Consider the following 26,981-nt stretch of genomic DNA (forward strand, 5'->3'; position numbering starts at 1 on the left):
GCAACCCGATCACCCGACACCATGACAGAACCCCTGCATACCATGCCAAAACTCAAGCCCACCCCCTTTGCCATTGCCTTGATCGCCGCTGCCGTACTGCTTGCGGGCGGCGCCGCCTTCTTCCTCCCCAGGTCGCAGGCCAAAGGCGATGTCAACCCCGAAGCCAAGCCGGCCCTGACTGTCGCCACGGCGCTGCCGCAACAAATGAGCCTGCCGGTCAAGCTCAGCGCCAACGGCAACATCACCGCCTGGCAGGAGGCGGTGATCGGATCGGAATCCAACGGCTTGCGGCTGGTGCAGGTGCAGGCCAACGTCGGCGACCAGGTCAAAGCCGGGCAGGTGCTGGCCGTGTTCTCGGGCGACAGCGTCTTGGCGGATACCGCGCAGGCCCGCGCCAGCCTGATCGAGGCACAGGCCACCGCGGCCGACGCGGCCGACAACGCGGCGCGCGCGCGCACCCTGGCCAGCTCCGGCGCGCTGAGCGACCAGCAGATCAACCAGTACAACACCGCCGAGCAGACCGCCAAGGCGCGTGTCGAGGCGGCCAGAGCCGTGCTCGACGCGCAGCAGCTGCGCGGCAAGAACACCCAGGTGCTGGCGCCCGACAGCGGTGTGATCTCCGCCCGCACCGCGACCGTCGGCTCGGTGGTGCCCCAGGGCACCGAGCTGTTCCGCCTGATACGCGGCGGCCGCCTCGAGTGGCGCGCGGAAGTCACCTCGGCCGAGCTGGGCCGCATCAAGGCCGGCACGACGGCCAGGGTGCTGGCCGCCAGCGGGGCCGAGCTCAAGGGCCGGGTGCGCATGATCGCCCCCAGCGTGGACCCGCAGACCCGCGCGGCGCTGGTCTATGTGGACCTGCCGGTTTCCGCCGGCATGGCGTCGCCGGCCAAGGCCGGCATGTTTGCCCGTGGAGAATTCGAGCTGGGCGAGACGCCCGCGCTGACCGTGCCGCAGCCGGCACTGGTGGTGCGCGACGGTTTCAACTACCTGTTCCGGCTCAACGCCGACAACCGCATCAGCCAGCTCAAGGTGCAGACCGGCCGGCTGGCCGGGGACCGGATCGAGATCACGTCCGGCCTGGCCGCGGACGCGCGCATCATCGTCAGCGGCGCGGGTTTCCTGAACGACGGAGACCTGGTCAGGGTGAGCGATGCAGTCCCCGCCACGCCTGGCACCGCCCCAGCCAAGCCGGCGCCGGCCGCCAGCAAGTAAGGAGCAAGCCATGAATGTCTCCTCCTGGTCGATCAAGAACCCGATTCCGGCGGTCATGCTGTTTGTGCTGCTGACCTTTGCCGGCATGCTGTCCTTCAAGGCGATGAAGGTACAGAACTTTCCCGACATCGACCTGCCGACGGTATCCGTGACGGCCTCGCTGCCGGGCGCGGCGCCCGCGCAGCTTGAAACCGAAGTGGCGCGCAAGCTGGAAAACTCCATCGCCACGGTGCAGGGCCTCAAGCACATCTATACCAAGGTACAGGACGGTGGGGCGACCATCACCGCCGAATTCCGGCTCGAGAAACCCGTGCAGGAAGCCGTGGATGACGTGCGCGCCGCGGTGTCCAAGGTACGCGGCGACCTGCCCGCCGACGTGCGCGAGCCGGTGGTCTCCAAGATCGACATTGCCGGGCAGCCGGTGCTGGCCTTCACCATCCGCTCGCCGCGCATGGACGACGAAGCGCTGTCCTGGTTTGTCGACAACGACATCTCTCGCAAGCTGCTGGCCGTGCGCGGCGTGGGTGCGGTCAACCGCGTGGGCGGCGTGTCGCGCGAAGTGCGCGTGGCGCTGGACCCGTCGCGGCTGCAGGCCCTGGGCGCCACGGCATCCGACATCTCGCGCCAGTTGCGCCAGGTGCAGACGGAAAGCGCCGGCGGGCGCGCCGACCTGGGCGGCAGCGAGCAACCCATGCGCACCCTGGCGACGGTGAAATCGGCCGCGGAACTGGCCAGCATCGAGCTGGCACTGAGCGACGGCCGCCGCATACGCCTGGACCAGGTCGCCACCGTGACCGACACCACCGCCGAACCGCGCGCGGCAGCGCTGCTGGACGGCAAGCCCGTGGTCGGCTTTGAGGTCGCGCGCAGCCGCGGCGAAAGTGAAGTCGCGGTGGGCGCGGCCGTGCAGGCGGCGCTGGCCGAGCTGAAGCAGCAGCATCCCGACGTGGAACTGGTCGAAGCCTTCAATTTCGTCAAGCCGGTGCAGGAGGAATACGACGGCTCCATGCACCTGCTCTATGAGGGCGGCATCCTGGCCGTGCTGGTGGTGTGGCTGTTCCTGCGCGACTGGCGCGCCACTTTCGTCTCCGCGGTGGCGCTGCCGCTGTCGGTGATCCCGGCCTTCATCGGCATGCATATGCTGGGTTTTTCCATCAACGTGATCACGCTGCTGGCGCTCTCACTGGTGATAGGCATCCTGGTGGACGACGCGATCGTCGAGGTGGAAAACATCGTGCGCCACCTGCGCATGGGCAAAACGCCCTACGAAGCCGCCATGGAAGCCGCCGACGAGATCGGCCTGGCCGTGGTGGCCACCACCTTCACGCTGATAGCGGTGTTCCTGCCGACCGCCTTCATGAGCGGCGTGGCCGGCAAGTTCTTCAAGCAGTTTGGCTGGACGGCCTCGCTGGCCGTATTCGCCTCGCTGGTGGTGGCGCGGGTGCTGACGCCCATGATGGCGGCCTACATCCTCAAGCCCGTGGTGGGCACGCACACCGACCCGGGATGGATGAGGTGGTACATGCGCGCCGCCTCCTGGTGCCTGCATCACCGGCTGAAGACCATGATCCTGGCCACGCTGTTCTTCTTCGGCTCGGTGGCCTTGATCCCGCTGCTGTCCAAGGGTTTCATCCCGCCCGACGACAACTCGCAGACCCAGGTCTACCTGGAACTGCCGCCCGGCGCCACCCTGGCCCAGACCAAGGCCTCGGCCGAGCATGCGCGCCAGCTCATCGGCAAGGTCGAGCACGTCAAGAACGTTTACACCACCATAGGCGGCGGCACCGCCGGCGGCGACCCCTTCGCCATGCAGGGCGCGGCCGAAACCCGCAAGGCCACGCTGACCGTGCTGCTCGACGAGCGCAATGAGCGCCCGCGCAAGCAGGGCATCGAAAGCAAGATGCGCACGGCGCTGGAGTCCTTGCCCGGCGTGCGCAGCAAGGTCGGCCTGGGCGGCTCCGGCGAAGCCTACATGCTGGTGCTCACGGCGGAGGACGCCAATGCCCTGCAGACCGCCGCGATGGCGGTGGAAAAAGACCTGCGCACCATCCCCGGCCTGGGCAATATTTCATCGAGCGCCAGCCTGGTGCGGCCCGAGATCGCCATCAAGCCGGACTTCGCGCGCGCCGCCGACCTGGGCGTGACCAGCGCCGCCATGGGCGAAACGCTGCGCATCGCCACCGTGGGTGACTATGAGGAATCGCTGTCCAAGCTCAACCTCTCGCAGCGCCAGGTGCCCATCGTCGTGAAGCTCGACGACGCGGCGCGCAAGGACCTCAGCGTGCTCGAGCGCCTGGCGGTGCCCAGCGTCAAGCCCGGCGTCGGCCCGGTCATGCTGGGGCAGGTGGCCACGCTGGAAGTCACCGGCGGGCCGGCCGTCATAGACCGCTACGACCGCTCGCGCAATGTCAAATTCGAGATCGAACTGTCGGGCCGGGCCCTGGGCGACATCACCGAAGCCGTGAAGCTGCTGCCGGCCATCAAGAACCTGCCGGCGGGCGTCAAAGTGGTTGAAATCGGCGATGCCGAAGTGATGGGCGAATTGTTTGGCAGCTTTATCCTGGCCATGGCGACCGGCGTGCTGTGCATCTACATCGTGCTGGTGCTGCTGTTCAAGGACTTCCTGCATCCGGTGACCATCCTGGCGGCCCTGCCGTTGTCCCTGGGCGGCGCCTTCGTCGGCCTGCTGATCGCGCAAAAGAGCTTTTCCATGCCCTCGCTGATCGGCCTTGTCATGCTCATGGGCATTGCCACCAAGAACTCCATCCTGCTGGTGGAATACGCCATCGTGGCGCGGCGGGACCACAATATGTCGCGCTGGGACGCGCTGCTGGACGCCTGCCACAAGCGCGCGCGGCCCATCATCATGACCACGCTGGCCATGGGCGCCGGCATGATGCCGATCGCCCTGGGCTTCGGCGCGGCCGACCCGAGCTTTCGCTCGCCGATGTCGATTGCCGTGATCGGCGGCCTGATCACCTCCACCGTGCTCAGCCTGCTGGTGGTACCGGCGGTGTTCACCTATATCGACGACCTGGAGCACTTCATCCGGCGCACCACCAGGCGGTTGCGCGGCGAGCATGGTGATGCGCCCAAGCCGGACACACCCGCGCCGGCCGGCGAATAAAAACAACCGCCGGGCCCGAGGGCACCGCAAAAGCCCGGCTAGCGTGCGATTTTTGCGGATTTAGACGGTTTTACCCAATGGGGTTTTACGGCCCTGTCATCTGGGCTGGCTTATACTTACGGGCTTAGCTTTACATTTCTTCACATGTCTAAACGCGTACTGCTTTCGGGCGCAACCGGCCTGATTGGCGGCGAGTTAATGCTTCTTCTGGCCGCGCGCGGCGTCTACAGCACCGCAGTGGTGCGCGCCGCCGATTCGAACCAAGCCCGTGACCGCCTCCTGGAGCGCCTGAAAAAGAGCGTTCTGTGGAAACCCGAGTTCGCCGACATGGTATCCGCCGAGGCAGGCGATGTCATCGAGCCCAATTTTGGCCTGAGCACCGCCGTGCTTCAGTCCGCCGACGTGATCCTGCACTCGGCAGCCAGCACCTCCTTCAAGCCCGGCGCAGGGGTTTACCCTATCAATCTCAAGGCGGCCGAGCATTTTTCCGCCATCCTTAAAAATCTGCGCCCCTCGCAGCGCGGCTTTTTCGTCGGCACGGCCGCGGTCACCACCGAACCGCGCGGCGTGATCACCGAAGACATGCCTTTCGCCGGCTATGCCAATGACTACATCCGGTCCAAGCGCGATGCCGAAACCCTGTTACGCGCCAGCGGCAACCCCTTCGTCAGCCTGCGCCCCGGCATTGTGCTGTCGCGCGGCATTGACGACGCCAAGCTCTCGCGCAACATGCTGTGGTCGATTCCCGTGATGGCCGAACTCGGGGACGTTCCCCTCGACCCGCTGGCCAGGCTCGATTTTGCGCCCGTGGACTACATTGCCGGCGCTTTCGCCGAGATGCTGCTCAAGGACGAACTGGCGCATGACTGCTATCACGTGTCAACCGGCGAAGACTCCATGACGTTCAAGGCACTGGCCGATGAACTGACGGCCACCATGCCGGGCATAGGCAAGCTGGTGATGCGGGGGCGCGATTATGTGCCGACACCCAAATTCGCCCGCCAACGCTGGATGTTCGATGCACTGCAACCCTACCTGCCTTTTTTGACAGCCGATGCGGTGTTCAGCAACGCCCGTTTGCGCGCCGAAATCGGCGCGGCGGCCATTGCGCCGGCGCCCGTCAGTTATTTAGGGGAGCTCCTGGGAACGTTCAGCCTGTCGGATGCAGTCCGGCAGATGTACACCCCCTGAAGCACAAAAACAACGCCACCGCTTTTGTAAAATAACCGTGGGGCTTGAACATTGGTCCTGAACAATGGTCAGCTGCTGCGGCGATGGTGGGACAATGACGCTTTGCATACATACGTACTGGTTGGGTGATGAATTCTGATTTGATCAATCTTTTTGCCGAGACATTTGGCATCAGCGAAGAAAAATTGCTGCCCGATGCCACGCTGGAAAGCCTCGGACTGGACTCCCTGGCGGTCATCGAATTCCTCTTCCAGATCGAAGACCAGTTCGGCATCCAGATTCCCGACCAGGCCAACCCGCCACGGACCCTGGCCGAAATGGTCCAACTGATCGAGCCTTTGCTGCCATCGGGCAAGCCCGCCGCTTAAGCCCCTGGCGGGCGCCCCCAGGACCACCATGCGTCGCGTTGCCATCACGGGTCTGGGCGTCATCTCCGCCGTGGGGACCGGCACCCAGGCGTTTTTTGATTCATTGCTGTCTGCCCACTCCGGCATCCGGACCGTCGACATTCCCTTTCCCACCGGCACCGAAAGCGTGCTGGCCGGCGCGATCGATTTTGATCCCGACCCCCACTTTCCCCGCGCCCGGCTACTGACCATGGACCGCGTCAGCCAGTTTGCGCTGGTGGCTGGCCGCGAAGCCATGGCCCAGGCCGGCCTGGGTGATTCCGCCTCCGTGCACAACAGCTTTGCCGCAGAGCGCTTTGGCGTGTCGCTGGGTACCGGAAGCGGCGGCGCCAGTTCCACCGATGTGGCCTACACGGCACTGCTGGAACAAAAGGTCGCGCGCCTGCGCCCCATGACCGTCGTGCTGGCGATGAACAACGCCATCGCGGCCCACGTCTCGATGGAGTTCGGTTTGAAGGGGCCGAGCAGCACCATCTCCAATGCCTGCGCCTCGTCGGCCACCTCCATCGGCGAGGCTTTTCGGCAAATACGCCACGGCTATGCCGACGCCATGCTGGCGGGCGGCTCGGAAGCGCTGCTCAATCGCGGCACCATCAAGGCCTGGCAAGCCATGCACACGCTGGCCAGGCCCCATGCCGACGGCCCTGAAACATCCTGCCGCCCATTTTCCGCCGACCGCAGCGGCCTGGTGCTCGCCGAAGGCGCCGCCATGCTGGTGCTGGAAGAGTGGGAAAGCGCCAAACGCCGCGGCGCCACCATCCTGGCCGAGCTCTGCGGCTACGCGTCCACCACCGACGCCCATCACCTGACGCAACCCGACGCCCAGGGCCAGGCGCGCGCCATGACGCTGGCGCTGGCGGATGCGCAGCTGCAGGCCTCCGACATCGGTTACCTCAATGCCCACGGCACCGCTACCGAGGTAGGCGACGTGGTGGAAACCAGCGCCATCAAACTGGCCTTTCAGGACCTGGCGGCTCGCCTGCCCATCAGCTCCAGCAAAGGCGTACATGGCCATGCCATGGGCGCGGCGGGCGCCATGGAATTCATTGCAAGCGTGATGGCCCTGCGCACGGGGCAACTGCCGCCCACGGCCTTCCTGCACCACCCCGATCCGCGCTGCGACCTGGACTATGTCCCGCTCACGCCGCGCGGCGCCAAGGGCCTGCGCGCGGTGATGTCCAACTCCTTTGCATTCGGCGGCTCCAACGCCGTGCTGATCGCCAAATCGGCCTGATCAGGGGCCGCTCGGCGCGGCCCTGATTTTCTTCACCAGCGCTGTGGTCGAATAGCCGTCCACAAACGGAATCGCCCGGGCATCGCCGCCATAGCTCCTGACCACCGCCGTTTCGGCGAGCTTGTCCATGTCATAGTCGCCGCCCTTGACCAGCAGGTCGGGCCGCAGCTCGGTAATCAGTTCCAGCGGCGTGTCCTCGCCGAACCAGGTGACCAGGCTCACGGATTCCAGCGCCGCCATCATGATGGCGCGGTCCTGCTCGTTGTTGAGCGGCCGGTCCGCCCCCTTGCCGAGCCGGCGGGCCGAAGCATCGGTATTCAGGGCCACCACCAGGCTGCCGCCCAGCGCACGCGCATGGGCCAGGTAGGTGGCATGCCCGCGGTGCAGCACGTCAAACACGCCGTTGGTGAAGACGACGGGGCGGGGCAGCGCGGCCAGGCGCTGCGGCGCCTCCTCGCGGGAGACGATTTTCTGTAGAAAGAGGGGGGGCTGGGGATCGCTGGGCATCCCGCGACTTTAACGGAAGGCCTGGGCCACGATCTCAACCAGCAGGCCGCCGTCCAACTGCGCGCCCACTACGGCGCGTTGCGGCCAGACGGTGCTGTCGTCGCCTATCCACTCGCGCCAGATAGGGTCCAACTGTTTTTTATGCAGCATGTCGACCAGAAATATCTGCACGCTGAGCAACGCCGTGCGCGAAGCGCCCACGTGCGCCAGGTGGGCGTCAAGCATCTCCAGAGTTTGCGAAAGCTGCCCGGCGAAATCCAGCGAGGCGTCGCTGGCGTTGGCCACCGCGAACACCTGGGCGCCGCGGGCAAGCACCCGACTTCTGCCGCCCGCTGAACTTGGCCAACGCAGGTCCTGCATCAGGCGCCGGCGGGCGCCGGCTTGGCGGCGATGGAATCGACGATTTCCTTGCCGATCTCTTTGCGATAGCGGTTCAGTTCCTGTACGGTCTTGAAGCTCTGGTTCATCAGCAGGCTCAGGTTGTGCAGGATGCGCTCGACCACCTTGCCCTCCCACACCGCGTCGAACTTGATCTGTGTGTCCAGCCAGTGCTCCAGCCATTCGGGATTGGGCAGGCGGCTCTGGATGGTGTCGCGCGGGAACAGGCTTTTGTTCACGTGCAGGTTGGTCGGGTGCAGCGCCTGCGCCGTGCGGCGGGCGCTGGCCATCAGCACGCCGACCTTGGTGAAGGCAGTCCTCGCCTCATTGCCGAAGTTGTTGATGGCGCGCTTCATATAGCGCAGGTAAGCGCCGCCGTGGCGCGCTTCGTCCTGGCTCAGCTGGGTGTAGATTTGCTTGATGACGGGCTCGGTGTGCCATTCGCTGGCACGGCGGTACCAGTGGTTCAGGCGGATCTCGCCGCAAAAATGCAACATCAGCGTTTCCAGGGCGGGCGCGGGCTCGAACTCGAAGCGCACTTCGTGCAGCTCTTTTTCCGTGGGGGCCAGGTCGGGGCGGAAACGCTTGAGGTATTCCATCAGCACCAGCGAGTGCTTTTGCTCTTCGAAGAACCAGATCGACATGAAGGCCGAGAAGTCGCTGTCGTCCTTGTTGTCGCGCAGGAACATTTCCGTGGCCGGCAGCGCGGACCATTCGGTGATGGCATTCATCTTGATGGTCTGGGCCTGCTCGTCGGTCAGCTTGGCGGGGTCGAAACTGGCCCATGGAATGTCTTTGTCCATGTCCCAACGGACAGACTCAAGCTGTTTGAACAGTTCGGGGTAAAGCATTGAGAACTCCTTCGCAATCGAATTCGCAGATAAATCTGCCTTGGACGCCTGCTGTCGCATCCTGGGTACTAGGGTGATTTTAGGCGGCTAATGTGACAACTTGCGATTTGTCGGCAATTTACCGGCAAATCGGGCAATTTCGTGGCCCATTCCGGCATGTTGGCCTACTCGAGCGCTCTTTCACCGCACGTTTTCATGCTCCGGCAAGCGCCGCAGCGCGTACCTTCAGAAGGCATGCCCCATGCCGGTACTTGTGCCGAAAACCGAACACCGCCAGAATGAAACGCGCCCTCCACCCAAAGCCCGAGAGTTTAACCATGCCAGCCTCCAAGCCCCGAATCCTCCTGCTGGGCGTGTTTTATTGCGGCGCCTTGCTGGCAGCCTCGCCAGCCGCGCAGGCGGCCCCGGCCAGCCCGGCACCTGCGGCCTGCACCGGTCTTTTGCAACAAACCTTTTTGCGCCTGCAGGACGAAAAGCCCCAATCTCTGTGCCAGTACAGCGGAAAAGTGGTGGTCGTGGTCAACACCGCCAGCTTCTGCGGCTTCACGCCGCAGTACCAGGGGCTGGAGGCGCTCCACGCCAAATACAAGGATCAAGGCCTGGTGGTGCTGGGCTTTCCCTCCAACGATTTTTCGCAGGAAACCGGCAGCAACAAGGAGATCGCGGACTTCTGCGAAAACACCTTCGGGGTGAAATTCCCCATGTTCACCAAAACCAGTGTGACCGGTAAAGACGCCAACCCGCTTTTTAAACAGTTGTCGGCCAAAACCGGCACCACGCCGCGCTGGAACTTCTACAAATACGTGATCGCCCGGGACGGCAGCAGCGTCACCAGCTTCAACTCCAGGGACGACCCATCCGGCCAGCCTTTTCTCAAAGAGATCGAAAAGCAGCTTGCAGTTCGCTGACGGGGCAGCAGAGCCGGCAGCCATTCGCAAGCGGCCGCGCCCCTATTCCGTTAACAAAAATTTACCTGGCAAACCTTTTGCCTGGGGAACTACCGGGCCTTCGTGCGCTCATACTTACGTATGCGCAATCTGCTCTCGCAAGAGATCAGCAGCGCAGGCAAAAAACAGTTTCATTGTTGCGAAGCCTTCTGAGCCGTCCAGGTTCAGCTGCAATCCCGGGGCGCTCCTCCTCCTCCCTCCCTCCCTCGTTCGCGCCGGGGCGCTTCGCAGCATTTTTATATTCCAGCCGGCAAGGCGCCGCCCCATGAGCGGCACCCCTTTGCCTTCCGCGGTTACCGGATTCCGGTATTGCCGGTTTACTGCGATACAGAACCTGCCCGGAGCCGGCTATTCGCCTCGGCTCGGGCCTCCGCATTGATCAACCGCCACGGGAACTCAGCCCGGCGGGATCGTTTCCGCGAAGCTGGTGCGCTGCATGAGCTTGTCCTGCAGGCGGGTCAGGTTGGGGTAGAGTTCGCGCCAGTTGACCTGCGTGAAACGCAGATCAAGGTAGCCCAGCGCACAGCCAACCGCCACGTCCGAGAGGCTGAAATGGATGCCGCTGCAGAAGGCCTTGTCGCCCAAGCCGGTGCTCATGGCCTTGAGGGTGGCGTCTATCTTGCCCATTTGCCGGTCAATCCAGGCGTCGCTGCGTTGCTTGGCACCGCGGCCGCTCCAGGTGGCCTCCAGGCGCGCCAGGATGGCGGCGTCGATCAGGCCATCAGCCAGGGCTTCCCAGGTCTTGACTTCGGCGCGCTCGCGGCCCTGGGAGGGAATCAGCTTGCCAACGGGCGACAAGGTGTCCAGGTATTCGACGATCACGCGAGAGTCGAACACGGCTTCGCCGCCTTCCATGACCAGGCAAGGCACCTTGCCCAGGGGATTGGACGCGGTGATGGTGGTGTTCGCCGCCCAGACATCTTCCAGGATGAACTGGAAGTCGAGTTTTTTCTCGGCCATCACTATGCGCACTTTGCGCACATAGGGGCTGGTGGCGGAGCCAATGAGTTTCATGATGGTGTGAGATCGTGGTCCGAGGGAAGTGCATTCTATCGAGTAAGCCCAGCCCCGGGCTGACAGGTTCCCCCAAACGTCGCAAATCTGGACAGTCCCGCGAGCCGGCCCGGGGCCCGCCCTACAATTGGAGGATGAGCTCTTCCACCCCGTTTTCCACCATCAACGCCCTGTCCCCGCTGGACGGCCGCTACGCCGGCAAACTCGCCCAATTACGTCCCCTGATGTCCGAGCAGGGCTATATGCACCGCCGCGTCCAGGTGGAAGTGGCGTGGTTCATCGCGCTGTCCGACGCCAAATTCGCCGAATTCAAGCCGCTGAGCCCAGGCGCCCGCACCTACTTGCTGGGCCTGGTCAAGAATTTCTCGGAAGCCGATGCCGCAGCCATCAAGGACATCGAAAAAACCACCAACCATGATGTGAAAGCCGTCGAATACTGGATCAAGTCCAAATTCGAGGCCAGGCCCGAGCTCAAGGGCGCCAGCGAATTTGTGCACTTCGCCTGCACCAGCGAAGACATCAACAACACCAGCCACGCGCTGCAGCTCAAAAGCGGCCGCGACCTGGTCGTGCTGCCGGCGCTCGACAAGGTGATTGCCCAGTTGCGCGACATGGCCCACCTGTTTGCCGGCGAGCCCATGCTCAGCCGCACGCACGGCCAGACCGCCAGCCCGACCACGGTCGGCAAGGAAATCGCCAACGTCGTGGTGCGCCTGGCCAATGCGCGCGAGAAAATCGCCGCCGTCAAGCTGATGGGCAAGATGAACGGCGCCGTGGGCAACTACAACGCCCACCTCTCGGCCTGGCCCGATTTTGACTGGGAAGCCTTCAGCCGCAGCGTGATCGAAACGCCCGAGCCGCTGGGCCTGGGCCTGACCTTCCAGCCCTACAGCATCCAGATCGAGCCGCACGATTACATGGCCGAACTGTTCGATGCCGTGGCCCGCGCCAACACCATCCTGATCGACCTGGCCCGCGATGTCTGGGGCTACGTCAGCGTGGGCTACTTCAAGCAGCGCTTGAAGGACGGCGAAATCGGTTCGTCCACCATGCCGCACAAAGTCAACCCCATCGACTTTGAAAATGCCGAAGGCAACCTGGGATTGGCCAATGCGCTGCTGCGCCACATGAGCGAGAAGCTGCCGATCTCACGCTGGCAGCGCGACCTGACCGACTCCACCGTGCTGCGCAACATGGGCGTGGCCCTGGGTTACGCCGTGCTGGCCTACAACTCGCTGAGCGTGGGCCTCAACAAGCTCGAACTGAACCGCGAAGCGCTCAGCGACGACCTCAACAGCTCCTGGGAAGTGCTGGCTGAACCGATACAGACCGTGATGCGCCGCTACGGCGTGCAGGGCGCGTATGAAAAACTCAAGGAAGTCACGCGCGGCAAAACCGTGAAAGCCGAAGACCTGCATGCGCTGATCCGCTCGCTGGAGATTCCCGAGGCCGAGAAAACCCGCTTGCTGGCCATGACGCCGGGCAGCTACGTCGGCCTGGCGGCCGAGTTGGCCAAGCGCGTCTAGGCGGACGCCGCAGGCGGCGTCGGCATGTCCGCGCCGCACTGCCAGCACTGCTCGAAACCGCCTTCCACTGTCTCGCCGCAGGCGCACAGCCAGCGCCGCTGCGGCATGTTCTGCAAGCTGTGCAACAGTTCCTTCGCCTGCATCTCTTCGTGGTCGTGCGTGAGCCAGACTTCGGGGAGGCATTGGTCGGGCGGCAGTTCGCCGGCCACGCTGCCCAGGAAGTAACGCTGGACGCTGGCCGAAAAACCGGCCTGCTGCAGGGCGCCCACCCACAGCGCGGCAATGGCGATATTGGGAGCGCGGGCCAGTCTGAGCATAGGGCCAGTGTAGCCCCGCATGCCGCTGATCGCTACCAAATTGATAGCTGAAAGTTCAGGACGTCTCGTCGGAGGAGGCCGGCGCCTTGCCTTCCAGCGCCCGGTCCGCATAGCGGCCAAAACGCCAAGCCGTCGCTTCCTGCGTGATGCGCCGCCAGGTGGTGCGCTTTTCACCGGGCGTCATTTCGGGCCAGCGCTGCACCTCGTCGAAAGTGCGGCCGCAGCCCTTGCACAGGGCGTCGCCCTGGCTGGTCGAACAGATCGCGATGCAGGGCGTGTCGGCTGTCGTGTCGTACCAGGCGCGCCAGGCCGCTAGCGCCTTTGGCGGGAAGGTTTTTTCGTCGGCCTCGTCCTCATGGTAAAAAACCAGGAGCGCATAGACCTCGGCCAGCGCGCGCAGTTCAGGCGCCAGCGTCACGCCGTCCGGCGACGGTTTTTTGTCGCGCCAGTAATTGATGGCGGCTTCGATATCGGTGATGTGGATGCCGGGCATGGGAATAAAGTACCAAATTAGGTGGCTGGCCGCGCCAAAAGAGAAGGATGCGCGAAGCCGCAGGGCCGGGCCGTTCATTATCGGGCAGACGGGAAATAGCTTCCCCCGACGCGGATTTAGCCGCGATCAGGGAAGATGCCGGCGACTTGCAAAAAATCCATTTTTATTGTCAAATATCCAGACGAAGGGGAGTAACTCCCTCGTTTTGCTGCAATATTCGATAACAGACACCACAGCAAAATCGCTAACAACAAGTCGTCATTACGAAGTTCACACTTCCGGCTTGTTGGGCATGCAGCGACACTGCATGTCGAGCCAGACCTTCGATTGAAACCTGAACAGGTTTGATCGAGGCGTTCGCGGCACCAGTTTCCCCTGACCCGAACCACCCACAGGCCTTTTCCGGTTTCACGAATCCGGAAATCCGTTCATTCGGATTTCCAAGTCGAAACTTGACATGGAGTGTGAGCTTGGAACTATTCACCGCCCCCTGGTGGTCCGCCCTTTTGGCGATCATCCTCATTGACCTGGTGCTCGCCGGCGACAACGCCATCGTGATCGCCCTGGCCGCGCGCAACCTGCCGTCCCACTTGCAGAAAAAAGCCATCGTCTGGGGCACCGTGGGCGCCATTGTGGTCCGCTCCGCCATGACCGTCGGCGTGGTGTGGCTGCTGAAAATCCCCGGCCTGATGCTGGTAGGCGGCCTGGGGCTGCTGTGGATCGCCTACAAGCTATTGGCCGACCAGGGCGACAAGGAACACGACGGGCCCGTCGCCAGCACTTTCTGGGGCGCCATGAAAACCATTGTGGTAGCCGACGCCCTGATGGGCATCGACAACGTGCTGGGCGTCGCCGGCGCCGCGCACGGCTCCTTCGACCTGGTCGTCATCGGCCTGCTGGTGAGCATCCCCATCGTTGTCTTCGGTAGCACCATGGTCCTCAAGCTGGTGGAGCGCTTCCCCATCATCATCAACCTGGGCGCCGCCGTGCTGGCCTTCACCGCCGCCAAGATGGTCGTAAGCGAGCAGTTACTGGACTCGATCTATGGAGGCCCGAATACGCTGCCTTCGGCCGAAAACCTGCACACGGCCGCCCAGTGGATTACCTACGCGGTGGCGGTGGCCGGCGTGCTGGGTGCGGGCTGGTGGGCCACCCGGCGCAACCGCTCGACCCGCGACGCGGACCTGATCCCTCATTGAAACCGGCAACCCGTCACCCGCAAGCTTTCTAAAACGACGACAACTCAAGGAGAACTTCATGGACAACATCATCGTGTACGTTGACGACGCCGCATATGCCTTGCAGATGCTGCAACCCATGCTGCCCGCCGGCGGCCCCCGCAACCCGACCCGCTGGATCGTGGTCGGTTGCGCACCCCGCGTGACGCACCGCGTCAGCAAATGGGTGACGCACAGCGCGCGCGAAAGCTGGCGCGGCAAGTGGGCGGAAAAAGTCTTCGCCCAACTGATGCCGGTGCTGGAAAAAGAGGGTGACACAGTGCTGACCCAGCTGGCGCAAACCACCTTGGTGACCCAGACCGAGTTCCTGATCAAGCAGCACGGCGCCGCGCGCGTGCTGGATGCGCGCCGGCCGAAGTTCGGCCAGGACATGCAGCCCGTGACAGCCTCCCAAGCCCAGGAAAGCCAGGGCGTGCTGGGCTATGCCACGGCGCTGGCCAGCGCCGGATTGCTAGTGGCGACGGACTGATTGGGTCCGCCACTCCTTGCCAATGCGCCCTCGGGGCGCATTTTTATTTGGGCGGCCCGATGGTATTCTTCAGCCATGAAACTCCTCCTCAAATGGCTTTTCAGTGCGGCCGCCCTGCTGGCGGTCGCGTACCTGTATTCGGGCGTGATGGTGAGCAGCTTCACGGGCGCGCTGATCGCGGCCGCCGTGCTGGGGGCGCTCAACATGGTGGTGCGCCCCATCCTCGTGCTGCTGACGCTGCCCGTGACGCTGGTGACGCTGGGGCTTTTCCTCTTCGTCGTCAACGCGCTCATGTTCTGGGCCGCGGCCGGCCTGACCAGCAGCCTGATGAACGTCACGGGCTTTGGCGCCGCGCTGATAGGCTCGCTGATCTATTCAGCGCTGCAGCTAGTGATCGACTTTGTCCTGGAGCGCCTGTTCCTTGATAAGTGATTCCGTCTGGCGCGTTCGCGTGTCGAGGATGGAACCTTCCACGTAATCCGCGCTGCCGGGGTTGCTGCGCATCAGGGCCTGCGCTGCCTTGAAGCGGTCCAGCGCCGCCGGATAGTCCAGTTGCGCCGCGCGGCTTTCCGCATCGGCGCGAATTGCCCGCACATTCTGGTTCTGGTTGCCATAAGCCACGGCAAGCAACTGCCAGGCCGTCGCATCCTTGGGATGCGCCGCCACCCAGGTCTGCAACCGGCCGGACACATCCTGGGCCCGCTGCGCCGCCAGCAGCGAACGGGCCTGGGTCAGGACTTCCGCGCGCGACGTGGCTTTTGAAATATCGACGCTTGCGGCCGTCGCCGGGACGACGCCAGCCAACAAGTCGATGTCGACGGCCAGCAAATCCGCCGCACTCGCCGCCTGCGGCACCTCCGCGACGAACGGCCGCAGTTTTGCCAGCAAGGTTCTTGAGGCGGCGAAATCGCGCAGCTGCGCCGCCGCATAAGCGCCTGCGTACACAACACCGACATCGCGCACGTTTTCCACCGAAGCCGGTGCCTGCATGACCAGTGGCGAAGTGCGGCGCTGGGCCTCCGTCACCATGGACCGCAGCGCATCCACGCCCGGCGCCGCCAGGATGCGCGCGCGCGAGGCCATCATGGCGTGCAGCACACGGGCCTTTGCGGCCTCGATCAGTTTTTCACGCGAAGGCTTTTCGGCCTCCATGGAGGCCAGTTGCACGCGTGCCTGCGCCGCGGCGATCCGTTCGGTCGTCAGCGGGTGGGAGCGCAAATAGGGGAAGGAGCCGTTATCGTTCAGGCGTGAGGCCTGCTGCAGCTTTTCGAACATGGCGGTCACGCCGCGGCTTTCAAAACCGGCGTCGGTCATGACGCCGAAACCGATACGGTCCGCCTCCCGTTCCATGTCCCTGGAAAAATTGAGCTGGTTTTGCACCGCGACCGCCTGGCCGCCCACGATGGCGGCGCTGGCGGCATCGCCGTTTTTCCCGGCCGCCAGCGCGCCCAGGACCATGGCGGCGATCATCCACGGCGTCTGGCGCGACTGCTGCGTCAGCATGCGCGAAATATGCCGCTGCGTGACATGGCTGATTTCATGGCCGAGCACGGCGGCCATTTCGTCCGCGCTGCCGACCGCGGCAACAAGGCCCAGGTGCACGCCGAAATAGCCGCCGGGCAGGGCGAAGGCATTGATGCTCCGGTCCCGGATCAGGAACACCTGCCAAGCAAAGCGCTCTTCAAGCTCCACATGCAATTCCCCGCGCGCGCGTGCTGCGGCTATCAGCGGCAGCCAGAGGCTTTGCACGTAGTCGACCAGCACCGGGTCGTCGATGTAGTCCGGGTCCCGGTAAATGCTGGCGGCGATGCGGTCGCCGATGCGGCGCTCCGCCGCGGCGGCCAACTCGGACGTTTCACCCAGCGAAGGCAGGGAGCCTGTCGTGACGCTGGGCGCGCTGGCGGGCGCCTGGGCTAGAGAGAAGTTGGCCAAGGCCACCCATGCGAAAACACCCAGCGCCAACCGGCCCAGCATCCGGCCTTGCCTTGGCGACCGCCCGTGTTCAGAACGAATCAATGGGTACAAAAGCAATGACCTCTGCGGTGTTGGTGTCCAGCAGGACCGTCCAGAATGCTTTCCGCCCCACCATGGGGATATAGCCTATAGGCCCGGCCTTGCCGCTACCGCCGGAGGCCGATTTCAGTGCGGCGTCAATTTCACCCACCTGGCCCGGAAACCGTTTTTTAAGCTCCTCCAGCGGCCGGGCACGTGCCAGAACCTGCGACTTGCCTTGATCGTAACGCTGCCAGAACCCGGGACGCGCGCCCAGCGGCAATCCCGCCAAAGCCGCCAGGGTCATGTCGGAGCGCTCCTTGTCGTCCTTGAATTCGCGCACGGAGAGCAGCGTCGGCCCGCTCAGCGGTAGCGCGCCCAACCCTGCCGGCACCCGTGCCAGCTCGTCCCTGGGCACCTCGATGGCATGAACGACCCTGAACCGGTCTATTTCAAACACCAGGTGCACAGGCCGCACCACAGCAACCGCCCATAAGCCGTAGGCCAGCGCGGCGAGTTGGAATAAACCGATCACCGTCAGGTCGCGGCGCAGTACCGCGGAGCCCTTTTTAACGTTGAACACCGCCAATGTCAGCAGGGGCCCCATGACCACGTCGACGGCCACCACGATCATGAACAATTCGCGGCCGCCCGAGATTTCCCGATAAGGATAGGGGTACCAGACCGCAAAAACCAGGGTGGCGGCAAGAGCCGCAATCGCTACGCTGATACCAAAATGCACACCCGCCGCCAACAGGCGGCTCTTGAGAGGACTCTGATTCGCAAACATGGTCTTATGATGAGGGCCCGTTGTAAAGGTTTCGTAAAAGCATGGCTTCCCCTCCCGTACTCACCCACTTTGACGGCCAAGGCCAGGCCCATATGGTTGACGTGGCGGGCAAGGCGGCTACACACCGTGTCGCCATTGCGCAGGGCCGTATCGTAATGAATCCGGCGACGCTGTCCATCATTCTCCAGGGTAACGCCAAAAAGGGGGACGTGTTGGGTATCGCGCGCGTCGCCGGCATCATGGCCGCCAAGAAAACCAGCGAACTGATCCCCTTGTGCCACCCGCTGGCACTGACCCGCGTGGCCATCGACTTCCTGCCGCAAGAGAGCGATTTCAGCATCGCCTGCCGCGCCACCGTGGAAACCGTCGGCCCGACGGGGGTGGAAATGGAGGCACTCACGGCGGTGCAGGTGGCGCTGTTGACAATTTACGACATGTGCAAGGCGGCCGATCGCGCGATGACTATCACCGACGTAAAGCTGCTCGAAAAGCACGGCGGTAAGTCCGGCAGTTTCACCAACCCCTGAGCCGGCCTAGGGCAAGCGTTCGATGCCCGGGGGCAAGCTGGCCTTGGCCGCGGCCCAGCGCGCGTGCTCCTTCGGGAAAGCCGCCCGGTAGCGCGCCAGGTGCGCCAATGCCTCATCGTCCAGGCCCAGCATGACGGCGCTTTCAATCACTTTTTCAATCACCACCGGCTCGGGCGAATAGTGCAGCAAAGCCGTCGCCGTATCGAAAGTCCAGCGGGCGTTATCCCGTGTCAGGGGAGTCAGCGCCAGTTCGGCAAAACGGACTTGGTTGCGAAACAGCCAGGAGTCCCCGATCTTGGCGAGGGTGCCCTCGCGATAGGCCGCGCTGCGGTCCTGCGGCGCCATGTAGATCTGGCTGACACGGTGGTAATCCCATGCGGCATAGGCGCAACACCCCACCACGACTGCGGCCAGCACCCTCCTCACCGCCGGCACCCTGGTCGCGCCAATCCCTGGCGTTTTATCGCCGGTGCGCCACAACAGGCCCACGCACAGGCCGAAAGCGATCTGAAATGGCCCGTACCACAGCGGATATTCCAGCAGGCTGTGCAGCAGGATCACCGCCAGCACGCCCCAGGCCAGCTGGCGCACGGGATCCGTTTCGCGCCAGGGCCGCTGCCGCGCCGCCCACCACGTCCCAAGGCCGCAAACCAGCAGCGCCACCGGGATGCCCAACTCAACTGCCAGATGCAGGGGCAGGTTATGGGCGTTGTCCAGAATGTCACAAAACCGCGGCCCGGCATACAGGGTGGCGTAGTGCGCATAGTCCAACTGCCCCCAGCCCCAGCCGAGCCATGGTTTCTCCGCGATCAGGTGTAACACGTTGGACCACAACACGATGCGGTTCGCGCATGCCAGTTCGCCGCCACGCAGCCGGGCCAGCATACCGTGCGCCGCCGGCTCGAATCCCAACAACCAGGGCAGCGCCAGTGTCGCCAAGGCATAGGCCAGCACCGCCGTGGCCAGAAGGCGCAGAACGCGAGGCTGGCGCCACGCCCCCCACACCCCAAACAGCACACAGAGCACAAGCAGTTGCAACAGGCCCGTGCGGGAAGAAGACGCGGCGTTGCCGACGGCGAGCAAAGCGGCCGCCGTGAGCACCATCCACTGCCGCCGCCCGGAAGCACCGCGCTGTGCACCCAGCCAGACCAAAGCCGCCAGGGCGATATTGGTGAGGCTGGCGAACTGGTTGCGCTGGCGAAGGTTGGCAAATGCCTCTCCCGGCATGGTTTGGCTCACCCAGCCTCCCAGCGCGGCCGCGGCACCGAAGTATTGGACCAAGCCTATCAGGCTGCTGACCAAGCCAGCCGCCAACCAGGCCCACGCCGCCGGCCCCGCCCAACGCTGGGCAAAAGAGGCATGCAATGGCAGTTCGCCCGGCATGGGGCGCAGCGAGGCATAAAAAACCAGGGCTGCCGTTACGGTGAACGTTACCAGCCAGGGCACGACGCCGGGGGAAGGCCCAAGCGCTAGCGGATTGAGCCAGGGCAGGGCTATGAAAAAGGGAAAAACCATTGATTGCATAAGCGGGGGGGTCGAGGTGCTCGGCATGCGGATGCCGCGTCAGGTGGCAGCGCCGCAAAAGCTGATGGCTGCGAGGTTACCTGATCCGGCGAGGATCCAGGGCGCATTGGCAGCAAACACACGTCCCCGGACCTGGTCGAGCGGCGCAACCAGCTCCAGGCACAACACAATCCGTCCCCCCTCTTCCTACATGCGTTAGCATCGTCCCGTTCCGCCCCGAAACCGCCGGCGGACGGGGCCCAATGTATGAACGGGAAACAAGAATCATGGAAGTAGTCGCAGTAATCGGCCTCGGATACGTCGGTCTTCCGTTGGCCGTTGCGTTCGGCCGGTTGATGCCGACCATCGGCTACGATCTTTCTGCGCAAAAAATCGAAAGCTATAACAAGCACCTGGACCCCAGCGGCACGGTCGCCGGGCCGGACATGCGTACCGCCACCCAGCTGACCTTCACCATCGACTCCGCCAAGCTGGCAGGCGCCGACGTCTTCATCATCGCGGTTCCAACACCGATCGACGCCGCCCGCAAGCCCGATTTCACGCCCCTTATACGCGCCAGTGAAACCGTCGGCGCGCAACTCAAACCGGGCGCAACGGTCATCTACGAATCCACCGTCTACCCAGGCGCCACCGAAGAAATCTGCATTCCTGTGCTCGAGCGGATATCGGGCCTCAAATGGCGGCAAGACTTCCACGTCGGTTACTCCCCGGAACGTATCAACCCCGGCGACAGGCAGCACACGCTCGCGAACACGGTCAAGGTGGTGGCCGGAGACGGCCCCGCTACCCTGGAGCGTGTTGCGGCGCTGTATGAAAAAGTCGTTAGCGCCGGCGTGCATAAAGTCTCGTCACTCAAGGTGGCGGAGGCCGCAAAGGTCATCGAGAACACGCAGCGGGATCTGAATATCGCCCTGATGAACGAACTCGCCGTCATCTTCAACATGCTGGGCCTGGACACGCTGGAGGTGCTGGAAGCGGCAGGGACAAAGTGGAACTTTCTGCCTTTCCGCCCAGGCCTGGTCGGCGGGCACTGCATCGGCGTCGACCCCTACTACCTGACGTACAAAGCCGAGATGCTGGGCTACCACCCCGAAGTGATCCTCGCGGGGCGTCGCATCAACGACAACATGGGCAAGTTCATTGCGGAGCAGACCGTCAAGCAGCTGATCCAGGCGGACAGGCACATCAAAGGCGCCAAGGTCAATGTGCTGGGGATCACCTTCAAGGAAGACGTGCCGGACCTGCGCAATTCCAAGGTATGGGACCTGATCACCGAACTGCGCGCCTACGGCGTAGAGGTGTTCGTGCATGACCCGGTCGCCGATGCGGCCGAGGCGCGGCTGGAGTATGGCGTCGAGTTGATTGCCTGGGATTCATTGCCGCAAGCGGACGCGGTGGTGGTTGCGGTGGCTCACGAACCATTTCTGTCCAAACCGCACGCGTCCTATGCCGACAAGCTGAAACATGGCGGATGTTTTATCGATGTCAAGGCGCGGTTTGATGGTGGCAGGCTCAATGCGGCGGGGTTCGCGGTCTGGCGCCTCTAAGCCACCGTCCAGTAAAAACAATGAAAACTCTGCCTCAGCACCCGCCACCAGGCACTGGCCCTGCCGGCCTTTCACTGCGGACATGCGCATCCGCTTTCCCGTCATGAGCACGGTCGTCGTGAACCCGGTGCGGATCGTTGCCGATATCTGGCGCCACCGCTACCTGCTCGGCCAGCTCATCAAGAGGGACGTGCTGCTGCGCTACAGGGGCGCGATGTTCGGCGTGTTGTGGATTTTCCTCAGCCCGCTGCTGATGCTGGCGATTTTCGCCTTCATCTTCGGCCAGGTCTTTCAGACGCGCTGGCCCCAGCAGGACAGCGGCCTGCCATTCTGGCTGCTGCTTTACAGCGGCCTGATTACTTTTAATGTCTTTGCCGAGACTGTGTCCCGCGCGCCGGCATCCGTACGCGGTTATCCCAGTTTTGTGAAGAAGATTATCTTTCCCGTGCATATCCTGCCCGTGGTTCCCTTAGGGGCCGCCTTGGTCCATGGCGCGTTCAACTTTCTCATACTGGTGGCGGCCCTGGCTTGGGCAGGCGGCCTGCACGGCCAGGTTGTGCTGTTCCCGATTTTGTTGCTTCCCGTCCTCCTGCTAGCCTTGGGCCTCTCGTGGTTTGTGGCGGCGTGGGGCGTGTTCATCAAGGACATGACCCAGATCCTGCCGGTGTTTGTGCAAATGCTGATGTTTCTGTCGCCCGTGTTTTATCCGATGAGCGCGGTACCGGCTGTTCTACGCCCGGCCTATCACTACAACCCACTGGGAATCGTCATCGAGGCCTCTCGCGCCGTCGTCACCGGACAAGCAATTGATTGGGGCACGTGGGGCTTGGCCCTGGTTTTCTGCCTGGTGGTGGCTGTGCTCGGTTATGCCTTCTTCCAGCACAGCCGGGAGGAGTTTGCCGATGCACTCTGACGTCGCCATTTCCGTCAGGAATCTGACCAAGACTTACCGCATCTTCGGCCACCCCGGCGACCGGATCAAACAGGCATTCACGCTCGGGCGAATGCGCTTCCATCGTGAATTCACCGCATTGAGCGATGTTTCTTTCGAGATCAAAAAAGGCGAGACTGTTGGCATCATCGGCCGCAATGGATCCGGCAAGAGCACGCTACTCCAGTTGATCTGCGGGATCCTTAAGCCGACCTCGGGTTCGGTACAGATCAATGGGCGGATTTCGGCATTGCTGGAACTGGGCGCTGGCTTCAATCCGGAGTTCACGGGCAGGGAGAACGTTTACTTCCAGGGGGCAGTGATGGGCATCTCGAAGGCAGAGATGGCGCGTCGCTTCGATGACATCGCTGCCTTCGCAGGTATTGGCGAATTCATCGACCAGCCAGTACGAACGTATTCAAGCGGGATGTTTGTAAGGTTGGCGTTTTCGGTGGCGGTCCACGTGGAGCCGCAAATCCTGGTCGTTGATGAAGCGCTGGCCGTTGGGGATGCCCAATTTCAGGCAAAGTGCTTTCAACGCATCAAGTCGATTCAGAAAAATGGCGGCTCAATTCTCTTGGTAAGTCATGCTCTCGAACAAGTCGGTCATTTCTGCGATCGCGTTCTACTTTTGAATGACGGCAATCTGCTTGCCGATGGCAAGACCGCCGAGACACTGACTCGATATACGAAAAATGCGTTAGAGGTCGAGAGGCCGTCTGAAGACAGGCGTCCTTCAGACGATCCGTTCGCGTCACATTCGTCGTACAACGCCAATGAGACCCGCTGGGGCGACCGGGCTGCAACGATCAAAGATGTCTGCTTGGTCCAAGATGGAGCCACCAATCCAAAAGCTTTTTCGCCAGGCCTGGAAATAGAGCTGAAGTTCGAGGTTGAATTTCACGCCATTGTCAATAAACCTGTTTACGGCCTGACGATCAAAGCCGACTCTGGGGCCGAGCTCTTCAGCATCAATTCGCTTCAGTCATGCGCCGAATGTTTCGTCTCAGCGCAGAAGGCCGGCGACAGTATCAAGGCCTGTTTCCGCCTCCGCCCGTTTCTGGATGCTGGTGACTATTCGATATCCGTCGGAGTAGCCGGGGAAACAGAGAGCGGCATCATCCCCCATGACAGGCGCTATAACTCAATCATTCTGCGAATCGCTCATCCAATTACGTCGTCAGGCAGCATTGCGATGCGGCCCTCTTTTTACATTTTGGATTGACTCTCCGACGGCATAACCAAATTAGCGAAGGAAGGGGGCCGATGTTGATTTTCGGCAGAAGCACTATGTGATCGTGTACGACTTAGATGGAAAATATTCCCCGACCATTTCACGGGCTACTCAATGCACCCAGTTTCCGCCGGCAATAGAAGCACCCTCCGAGTATCAGTTCTGGCCATCTCTGTCGTTCTTTCCCTTTTCTTTTGGCAAGGCAGGGCGGGGTTCAGCTTGTGGGATGAAGGTTATCTCTGGTACGGAGTGCAAAGAGTCATGCAGGGTGAAGTGCCTATCCGTGATTTCTCAGCTTACGATCCAGGCCGGTATTACTGGTCTGCGGCACTCATGCGGACCTGGGGTGACAATGGCATTATGGCCTTGCGGGGTGCGACGGCCATCTTCCAGGCGATAGGATTATTTGTCGGCTTGTTTTTGATATCTCGAACCGCCAAAGCAGCAGGCAAGCAGGCAGGCCTCTACTTGCTGCTATCAGCTGCCGTGTTGGTGGTATGGATGTTTCCTCGCCACAAACTTTTCGATATTTCGCTGTCAATCTCATTGATTGGCGCATTGGCTTTTCTTGTCCAGAATCCAAGCCGCAAACGCTATTTTTTCACCGGCATCTGCATTGGCCTTGCCGCCGTTTTTGGCCGCAATCACGGAATGTACGGGGTTGTGGGCAGCATTGGGATTCTTGCCTGGGTGAGCATCAAGCGCACCGATTATCCAGAAATACTCAAGGACTTTGCGTATTGGCTGGCAGGCGTCGTGGCTGGTTTTACACCCGTACTTTTGATGACATTGCTGGTGCCTGGCTTCGCCCTCGCTTTTTGGAAAAGCATTCTCTTTTTATTTGAAGTTAATGCCACTAACCTTCCCCTTCCGATACCGTGGCCATGGCGAGTGGACCTTGCATCGGCAACTGTTGGTGATGCAACCCGTGGGGTGTTGATCGGCCTGTTTTTCCTCGGAACAATTGTTTTCGGCCTGCTATCCATTCTGTGGGTGGTCCGACAAAAACTTCAGAACAGACCCGTACCTGCCGTGTTGGTTGCGGCGTCGATGTTAGCGCTCCCCTATGCGCACTATGCGTATTCCCGAGCTGACGTTGGACACCTGGCCCTAGGCATTTTTCCCCTGTTGATCGGTTGCCTTGCAATCCTGGCCGGGCAAACTGCAATCGTCAAGTGGCCGGCCGCACTCGTGCTCTGTGCCGCAAGCTTTTGGGTGATGCACATATTTCACCCTGGATGGCAATGTCACGCTGGCAAGCGATGTGTGAGTATGGAAATTTCGGGTAGCGATCTGCTGATGGACTCCGGCACGGCAAGCGATGTTGCGTTGTTGCGCAGTCTAGCCGACCGATATGCCAAGAATGGAGGAAACTTCATTGCCACTCCCGTCTGGCCGGGCGCGTATTCTCTGCTCGAGCGCAAGTCTCCGGTGTGGGAAATTTATGCGCTTTTTCCTCGATCTCAAGAATTTGAGCGCGCAGAGATCGAGCGAATAAAGTCAGCAATGCCTGGATTTGTGCTTGTTTTTGATCTGCCGCTAGATGGTCGTGATGAATTGCGCTTCCGGAATACGCACCCGCTAATTCATCGGTATATTTTGGACACCTTTGAGCCTCTTCCCGATTCGCCCAACCCAGCCTACCGAATCTTCAAAGAAAAAAAGGCGGCGCAATGACAAATCTACCTAGAAACCAAACATCCAAGTGATATGACAAAGCAATATCGGTTCGATCCAACACAAGGAATCTGGTCAGATCAGGCATCGGTCGCGATTCCTTACTCAGACGGTGATGAGATTGAAAATTACCTTTTTTCCGTCGTCAAACTTGCGAGGGACGTGAGCGTAATCTCCTCTGAAATTGCATCCGCAATCAAGGACTGGCCCTCCGAGTACCATTTTTCCCCCGTACGCCACAATCTTTTGCGCCCTTTTGCCATCGGTCTGGGACAACGGGTGCTTGAGCTTGGTTGTGGTTGCGGCAGCATGACCCGTTATCTGGGGGAGACGGGCGCAACAGTCCTTGCCGTGGAAGGCAGCCAACGCCGAGCGGCTATCGCGGCAGAACGGTGCCGGGATTTACCTGATGTATCAATTTACCGTGACAACATCACAGATTTCGAGTCGGCCGACAAATTCGACTATGTCACGCTCATTGGCGTGCTTGAATACGCCACAAAATTCATCAACTCGGACGATCCGGTCGAGGCCTGCCTGAAGCATGCTCAGTCCTTCCTGAAGGAAGATGGTGCTCTCATTCTGGCGATCGAGAATCAGCTTGGCCTCAAATACTTCAACGGCTGCAGCGAGGACCACCTAGGTACGCCTTATTTCGGCATCAACGGCCTTTACGGAAAGGGCGACCCAGTGACATTTGGTCGTCATGCGCTGGCTAAAAAGTTGAGGCAATCTGGTTTGCCGGCCCAGGAATTTTTCTACCCATTTCCCGACTACAAGCTCCCGGGTTTGATCCTGAGCGATGCGGGCAATGTGGATGCGCGACTACGTCTTGCCGATCTTCTTCTCCCCCATTCCGGATGGGGTTACCAGGAAACGCATCAACGCGCCTTCGATGAGGGGTTGGCTTGGCAGAGTATTGCCGCCAACGGTCTTACGGGAGAGCTCGCTAATTCATTTCTGATCTGCGCCCGGAAATCCGCTCCGTCACCTGTGAATTGGCTGGCAAAGGCATATGGTCGCTCTCAGCGACATCCCGCCTTTTTGACGGAAACCACCATTGCGCCGAACGACGAAGAGCGCCTCGTAGTAACAAAACGCCCCATTCATCCCAAAGCTGCAGCCCCTGCCGGTTATTTTTTCCAAAGTCGCGTCGACAGTACCTATCTACAGGGTCACCTTCTCGAAGGTGACATAAGGCGCGTCTTTGCCCGAGAACCAGCCAATCTGGACGATTTGATTGCGCCCTTCCTGCCCTGGATTGCTTTTCTCCGGCGTCATCAAATCGAGGATACAGCGAAGGATGCTCGCTTGCCCGCTCACTTCGTGGACTGCATACCCGCCAATTTGATCATTGAAGAGAATGGGGAGTTGCACTTCATTGATAGGGAATGGATCTGCATTGAGCCCGTGCCACTCGCATGGGTGCTAGTCCGCGGAACAATGATTGCCATCCAGAGTTGCCTCGAAAACTCCGTTTTATCCGGCATGAGTTATCGACTCTTCATTGAAGCTATCGCCTCCCGTGCCGGAGTGATTTTTACTGATGCCGACTACATCGCGGCATCGGCGATGGAGGTTAAATTTCATGAATACTGCAATGGGGCACAAAAAAATGCTCACAGCTTGATCCAGATGCTGGACCAAGAAATGCAGCTTTTCCGCCGTTTGTCACAGGCACCCACACTACTGCGCCAGGAGCTCATACGGGAGCGCCAGGAACTTGCACGCGTAAAGGCCACTCGTTCTTGGCGTTTCACCGGCCCGTTTCGAGCGGCATGGAACCTAAGTCGATGGATTGTCAAAGATCGAGGGAAAAAATCTCGCTATAAACAACCTCCCAATTGA

Annotated in this window: 25 protein-coding genes; 16 read left to right on the forward strand and 9 right to left on the reverse strand. The window is 61.8% G+C overall.

Going from position 1 to position 26,981, the window contains the following annotated elements; all coding sequences use genetic code 11:
- The first annotated feature begins 21 nt into the window (after positions 1-21).
- From AC1D1F_RS20925 to AC1D1F_RS20945, 5 genes are all read left to right on the forward strand, one after another.
- A complete protein-coding gene (locus AC1D1F_RS20925) occupies positions 22-1,212 on the forward strand; it encodes an efflux RND transporter periplasmic adaptor subunit (RefSeq protein ID WP_477675756.1) in 1,191 nt (396 codons plus the stop codon).
- 10 nt (positions 1,213-1,222) lie between these two features.
- Positions 1,223-4,339: an efflux RND transporter permease subunit gene (locus AC1D1F_RS20930; RefSeq protein ID WP_477675757.1), complete on the forward strand. Its 3,117-nt coding sequence runs from the start codon at positions 1,223-1,225 to the stop codon at positions 4,337-4,339.
- A gap of 144 nt (positions 4,340-4,483) precedes the next feature.
- Positions 4,484-5,530: an SDR family oxidoreductase gene (locus AC1D1F_RS20935; RefSeq protein WP_477696608.1), complete on the forward strand. Its 1,047-nt coding sequence runs from the start codon at positions 4,484-4,486 to the stop codon at positions 5,528-5,530.
- A gap of 128 nt (positions 5,531-5,658) precedes the next feature.
- The gene (locus tag AC1D1F_RS20940; RefSeq protein ID WP_411885120.1) at positions 5,659-5,898 is read left to right on the forward strand and encodes an acyl carrier protein; all 240 of its coding nucleotides are present in this window, start codon (positions 5,659-5,661) and stop codon (positions 5,896-5,898) included.
- Positions 5,899-5,926: 28 nt separating this feature from the next.
- Positions 5,927-7,171, forward strand: coding sequence for a beta-ketoacyl-[acyl-carrier-protein] synthase family protein (locus AC1D1F_RS20945; RefSeq protein ID WP_477679049.1), 1,245 nt, complete (start codon positions 5,927-5,929; stop codon positions 7,169-7,171).
- On the opposite strand, the gene rfaE2 is transcribed toward AC1D1F_RS20945, so the two are convergent.
- Genes rfaE2 through AC1D1F_RS20960 form a run of 3 tightly spaced genes read right to left on the reverse strand, consistent with a single transcriptional unit; the run spans position 7,172 to position 8,907 of the window.
- Positions 7,172-7,678, reverse strand: a complete 507-nt coding sequence (rfaE2, locus tag AC1D1F_RS20950; RefSeq protein ID WP_477679050.1) for a D-glycero-beta-D-manno-heptose 1-phosphate adenylyltransferase — start codon at positions 7,676-7,678, stop codon at positions 7,172-7,174.
- A 9-nt stretch (positions 7,679-7,687) separates the two neighbouring features.
- Complete coding sequence (locus tag AC1D1F_RS20955; protein WP_477679051.1) at positions 7,688-7,993, reverse strand: Rid family hydrolase; 306 nt, start codon at positions 7,991-7,993, stop codon at positions 7,688-7,690.
- A gap of 44 nt (positions 7,994-8,037) precedes the next feature.
- Positions 8,038-8,907, reverse strand: coding sequence for a ferritin family protein (locus AC1D1F_RS20960; protein ID WP_477696609.1), 870 nt, complete (start codon positions 8,905-8,907; stop codon positions 8,038-8,040).
- Between the two features lie 317 nt (positions 8,908-9,224).
- Between AC1D1F_RS20960 and AC1D1F_RS20965 the strand changes: the two genes are divergently transcribed.
- Complete coding sequence (locus AC1D1F_RS20965; protein ID WP_477677936.1) at positions 9,225-9,815, forward strand: glutathione peroxidase; 591 nt, start codon at positions 9,225-9,227, stop codon at positions 9,813-9,815.
- 435 nt (positions 9,816-10,250) lie between these two features.
- On the opposite strand, the gene AC1D1F_RS20970 is transcribed toward AC1D1F_RS20965, so the two are convergent.
- The gene (locus tag AC1D1F_RS20970; RefSeq protein ID WP_477677935.1) at positions 10,251-10,868 is read right to left on the reverse strand and encodes a glutathione S-transferase N-terminal domain-containing protein; all 618 of its coding nucleotides are present in this window, start codon (positions 10,866-10,868) and stop codon (positions 10,251-10,253) included.
- A 134-nt stretch (positions 10,869-11,002) separates the two neighbouring features.
- Here AC1D1F_RS20970 and purB point away from each other — a divergent pair, with 134 nt between their 5' ends.
- Positions 11,003-12,394, forward strand: a complete 1,392-nt coding sequence (gene purB / locus AC1D1F_RS20975) for an adenylosuccinate lyase (protein WP_477696610.1) — start codon at positions 11,003-11,005, stop codon at positions 12,392-12,394.
- Here the strand turns inward: purB and AC1D1F_RS20980 are convergent.
- On the reverse strand, positions 12,391-12,711 hold the full coding sequence (locus AC1D1F_RS20980) for a DUF2007 domain-containing protein (RefSeq protein ID WP_477677933.1): 321 nt from the start codon (positions 12,709-12,711) through the stop codon (positions 12,391-12,393). The genes purB and AC1D1F_RS20980 overlap by 4 nt on opposite strands.
- 55 nt (positions 12,712-12,766) lie before the next feature.
- Entirely contained in the window at positions 12,767-13,204 is a 438-nt protein-coding gene (locus AC1D1F_RS20985) for a DUF3717 domain-containing protein (protein ID WP_477677932.1), read from the reverse strand.
- A gap of 470 nt (positions 13,205-13,674) precedes the next feature.
- On the opposite strand from AC1D1F_RS20985, the gene AC1D1F_RS20990 reads away from it, so the two are divergent.
- From AC1D1F_RS20990 to AC1D1F_RS21000, 3 genes are all read left to right on the forward strand, one after another.
- Positions 13,675-14,403, forward strand: coding sequence for a TerC family protein (locus AC1D1F_RS20990; RefSeq protein WP_477677931.1), 729 nt, complete (start codon positions 13,675-13,677; stop codon positions 14,401-14,403).
- A gap of 58 nt (positions 14,404-14,461) precedes the next feature.
- Positions 14,462-14,911, forward strand: coding sequence for a hypothetical protein (locus tag AC1D1F_RS20995; RefSeq protein ID WP_477677930.1), 450 nt, complete (start codon positions 14,462-14,464; stop codon positions 14,909-14,911).
- Positions 14,912-14,986: 75 nt separating this feature from the next.
- Positions 14,987-15,343 (forward strand): phage holin family protein, encoded by a 357-nt coding sequence (locus AC1D1F_RS21000; RefSeq protein WP_477677929.1) that lies wholly within the window; start codon positions 14,987-14,989, stop codon positions 15,341-15,343.
- Here AC1D1F_RS21000 and AC1D1F_RS21005 read toward each other — a convergent pair.
- Together AC1D1F_RS21005 and tfpZ are read right to left on the reverse strand one after the other, a co-directional pair.
- Positions 15,299-16,885, reverse strand: coding sequence for a M48 family metalloprotease (locus AC1D1F_RS21005; protein WP_477696611.1), 1,587 nt, complete (start codon positions 16,883-16,885; stop codon positions 15,299-15,301). The genes AC1D1F_RS21000 and AC1D1F_RS21005 overlap by 45 nt on opposite strands.
- Before the next feature lie 28 nt (positions 16,886-16,913).
- Positions 16,914-17,693: a TfpX/TfpZ family type IV pilin accessory protein gene (gene tfpZ / locus AC1D1F_RS21010; RefSeq protein ID WP_477700820.1), complete on the reverse strand. Its 780-nt coding sequence runs from the start codon at positions 17,691-17,693 to the stop codon at positions 16,914-16,916.
- 41 nt (positions 17,694-17,734) lie between these two features.
- Between tfpZ and moaC the strand changes: the two genes are divergently transcribed.
- Positions 17,735-18,220, forward strand: coding sequence for a cyclic pyranopterin monophosphate synthase MoaC (gene moaC / locus AC1D1F_RS21015; protein WP_477679038.1), 486 nt, complete (start codon positions 17,735-17,737; stop codon positions 18,218-18,220).
- Between the two features lie 6 nt (positions 18,221-18,226).
- Here the strand turns inward: moaC and AC1D1F_RS21020 are convergent, their stop codons facing one another.
- Positions 18,227-19,744 (reverse strand): PglL family O-oligosaccharyltransferase, encoded by a 1,518-nt coding sequence (locus tag AC1D1F_RS21020; RefSeq protein WP_477679039.1) that lies wholly within the window; start codon positions 19,742-19,744, stop codon positions 18,227-18,229.
- Between the two features lie 266 nt (positions 19,745-20,010).
- On the opposite strand from AC1D1F_RS21020, the gene AC1D1F_RS21025 reads away from it, so the two are divergent.
- The 5 genes from AC1D1F_RS21025 (at position 20,011) to AC1D1F_RS21045 (ending at position 26,981) form a co-directional block, all read left to right on the forward strand.
- Positions 20,011-21,291 carry a nucleotide sugar dehydrogenase gene (locus tag AC1D1F_RS21025; RefSeq protein ID WP_477700821.1) on the forward strand — a complete coding sequence of 427 codons (1,281 nt, stop codon included), beginning with the start codon at positions 20,011-20,013 and terminating at the stop codon, positions 21,289-21,291.
- A 103-nt stretch (positions 21,292-21,394) separates the two neighbouring features.
- Entirely contained in the window at positions 21,395-22,204 is an 810-nt protein-coding gene (locus AC1D1F_RS21030) for an ABC transporter permease (RefSeq protein ID WP_477679238.1), read from the forward strand.
- Positions 22,194-23,447 carry an ABC transporter ATP-binding protein gene (locus AC1D1F_RS21035; RefSeq protein ID WP_477697339.1) on the forward strand — a complete coding sequence of 418 codons (1,254 nt, stop codon included), beginning with the start codon at positions 22,194-22,196 and terminating at the stop codon, positions 23,445-23,447. The genes AC1D1F_RS21030 and AC1D1F_RS21035 overlap by 11 nt, the downstream gene beginning before the upstream one ends.
- Before the next feature lie 123 nt (positions 23,448-23,570).
- Positions 23,571-25,133: a hypothetical protein gene (locus tag AC1D1F_RS21040; RefSeq protein WP_477700822.1), complete on the forward strand. Its 1,563-nt coding sequence runs from the start codon at positions 23,571-23,573 to the stop codon at positions 25,131-25,133.
- A 33-nt stretch (positions 25,134-25,166) separates the two neighbouring features.
- Positions 25,167-26,981, forward strand: a complete 1,815-nt coding sequence (locus AC1D1F_RS21045) for a class I SAM-dependent methyltransferase (RefSeq protein ID WP_477700823.1) — start codon at positions 25,167-25,169, stop codon at positions 26,979-26,981.

This window comes from Polaromonas sp. P1_H6, assembly GCF_056405195.1.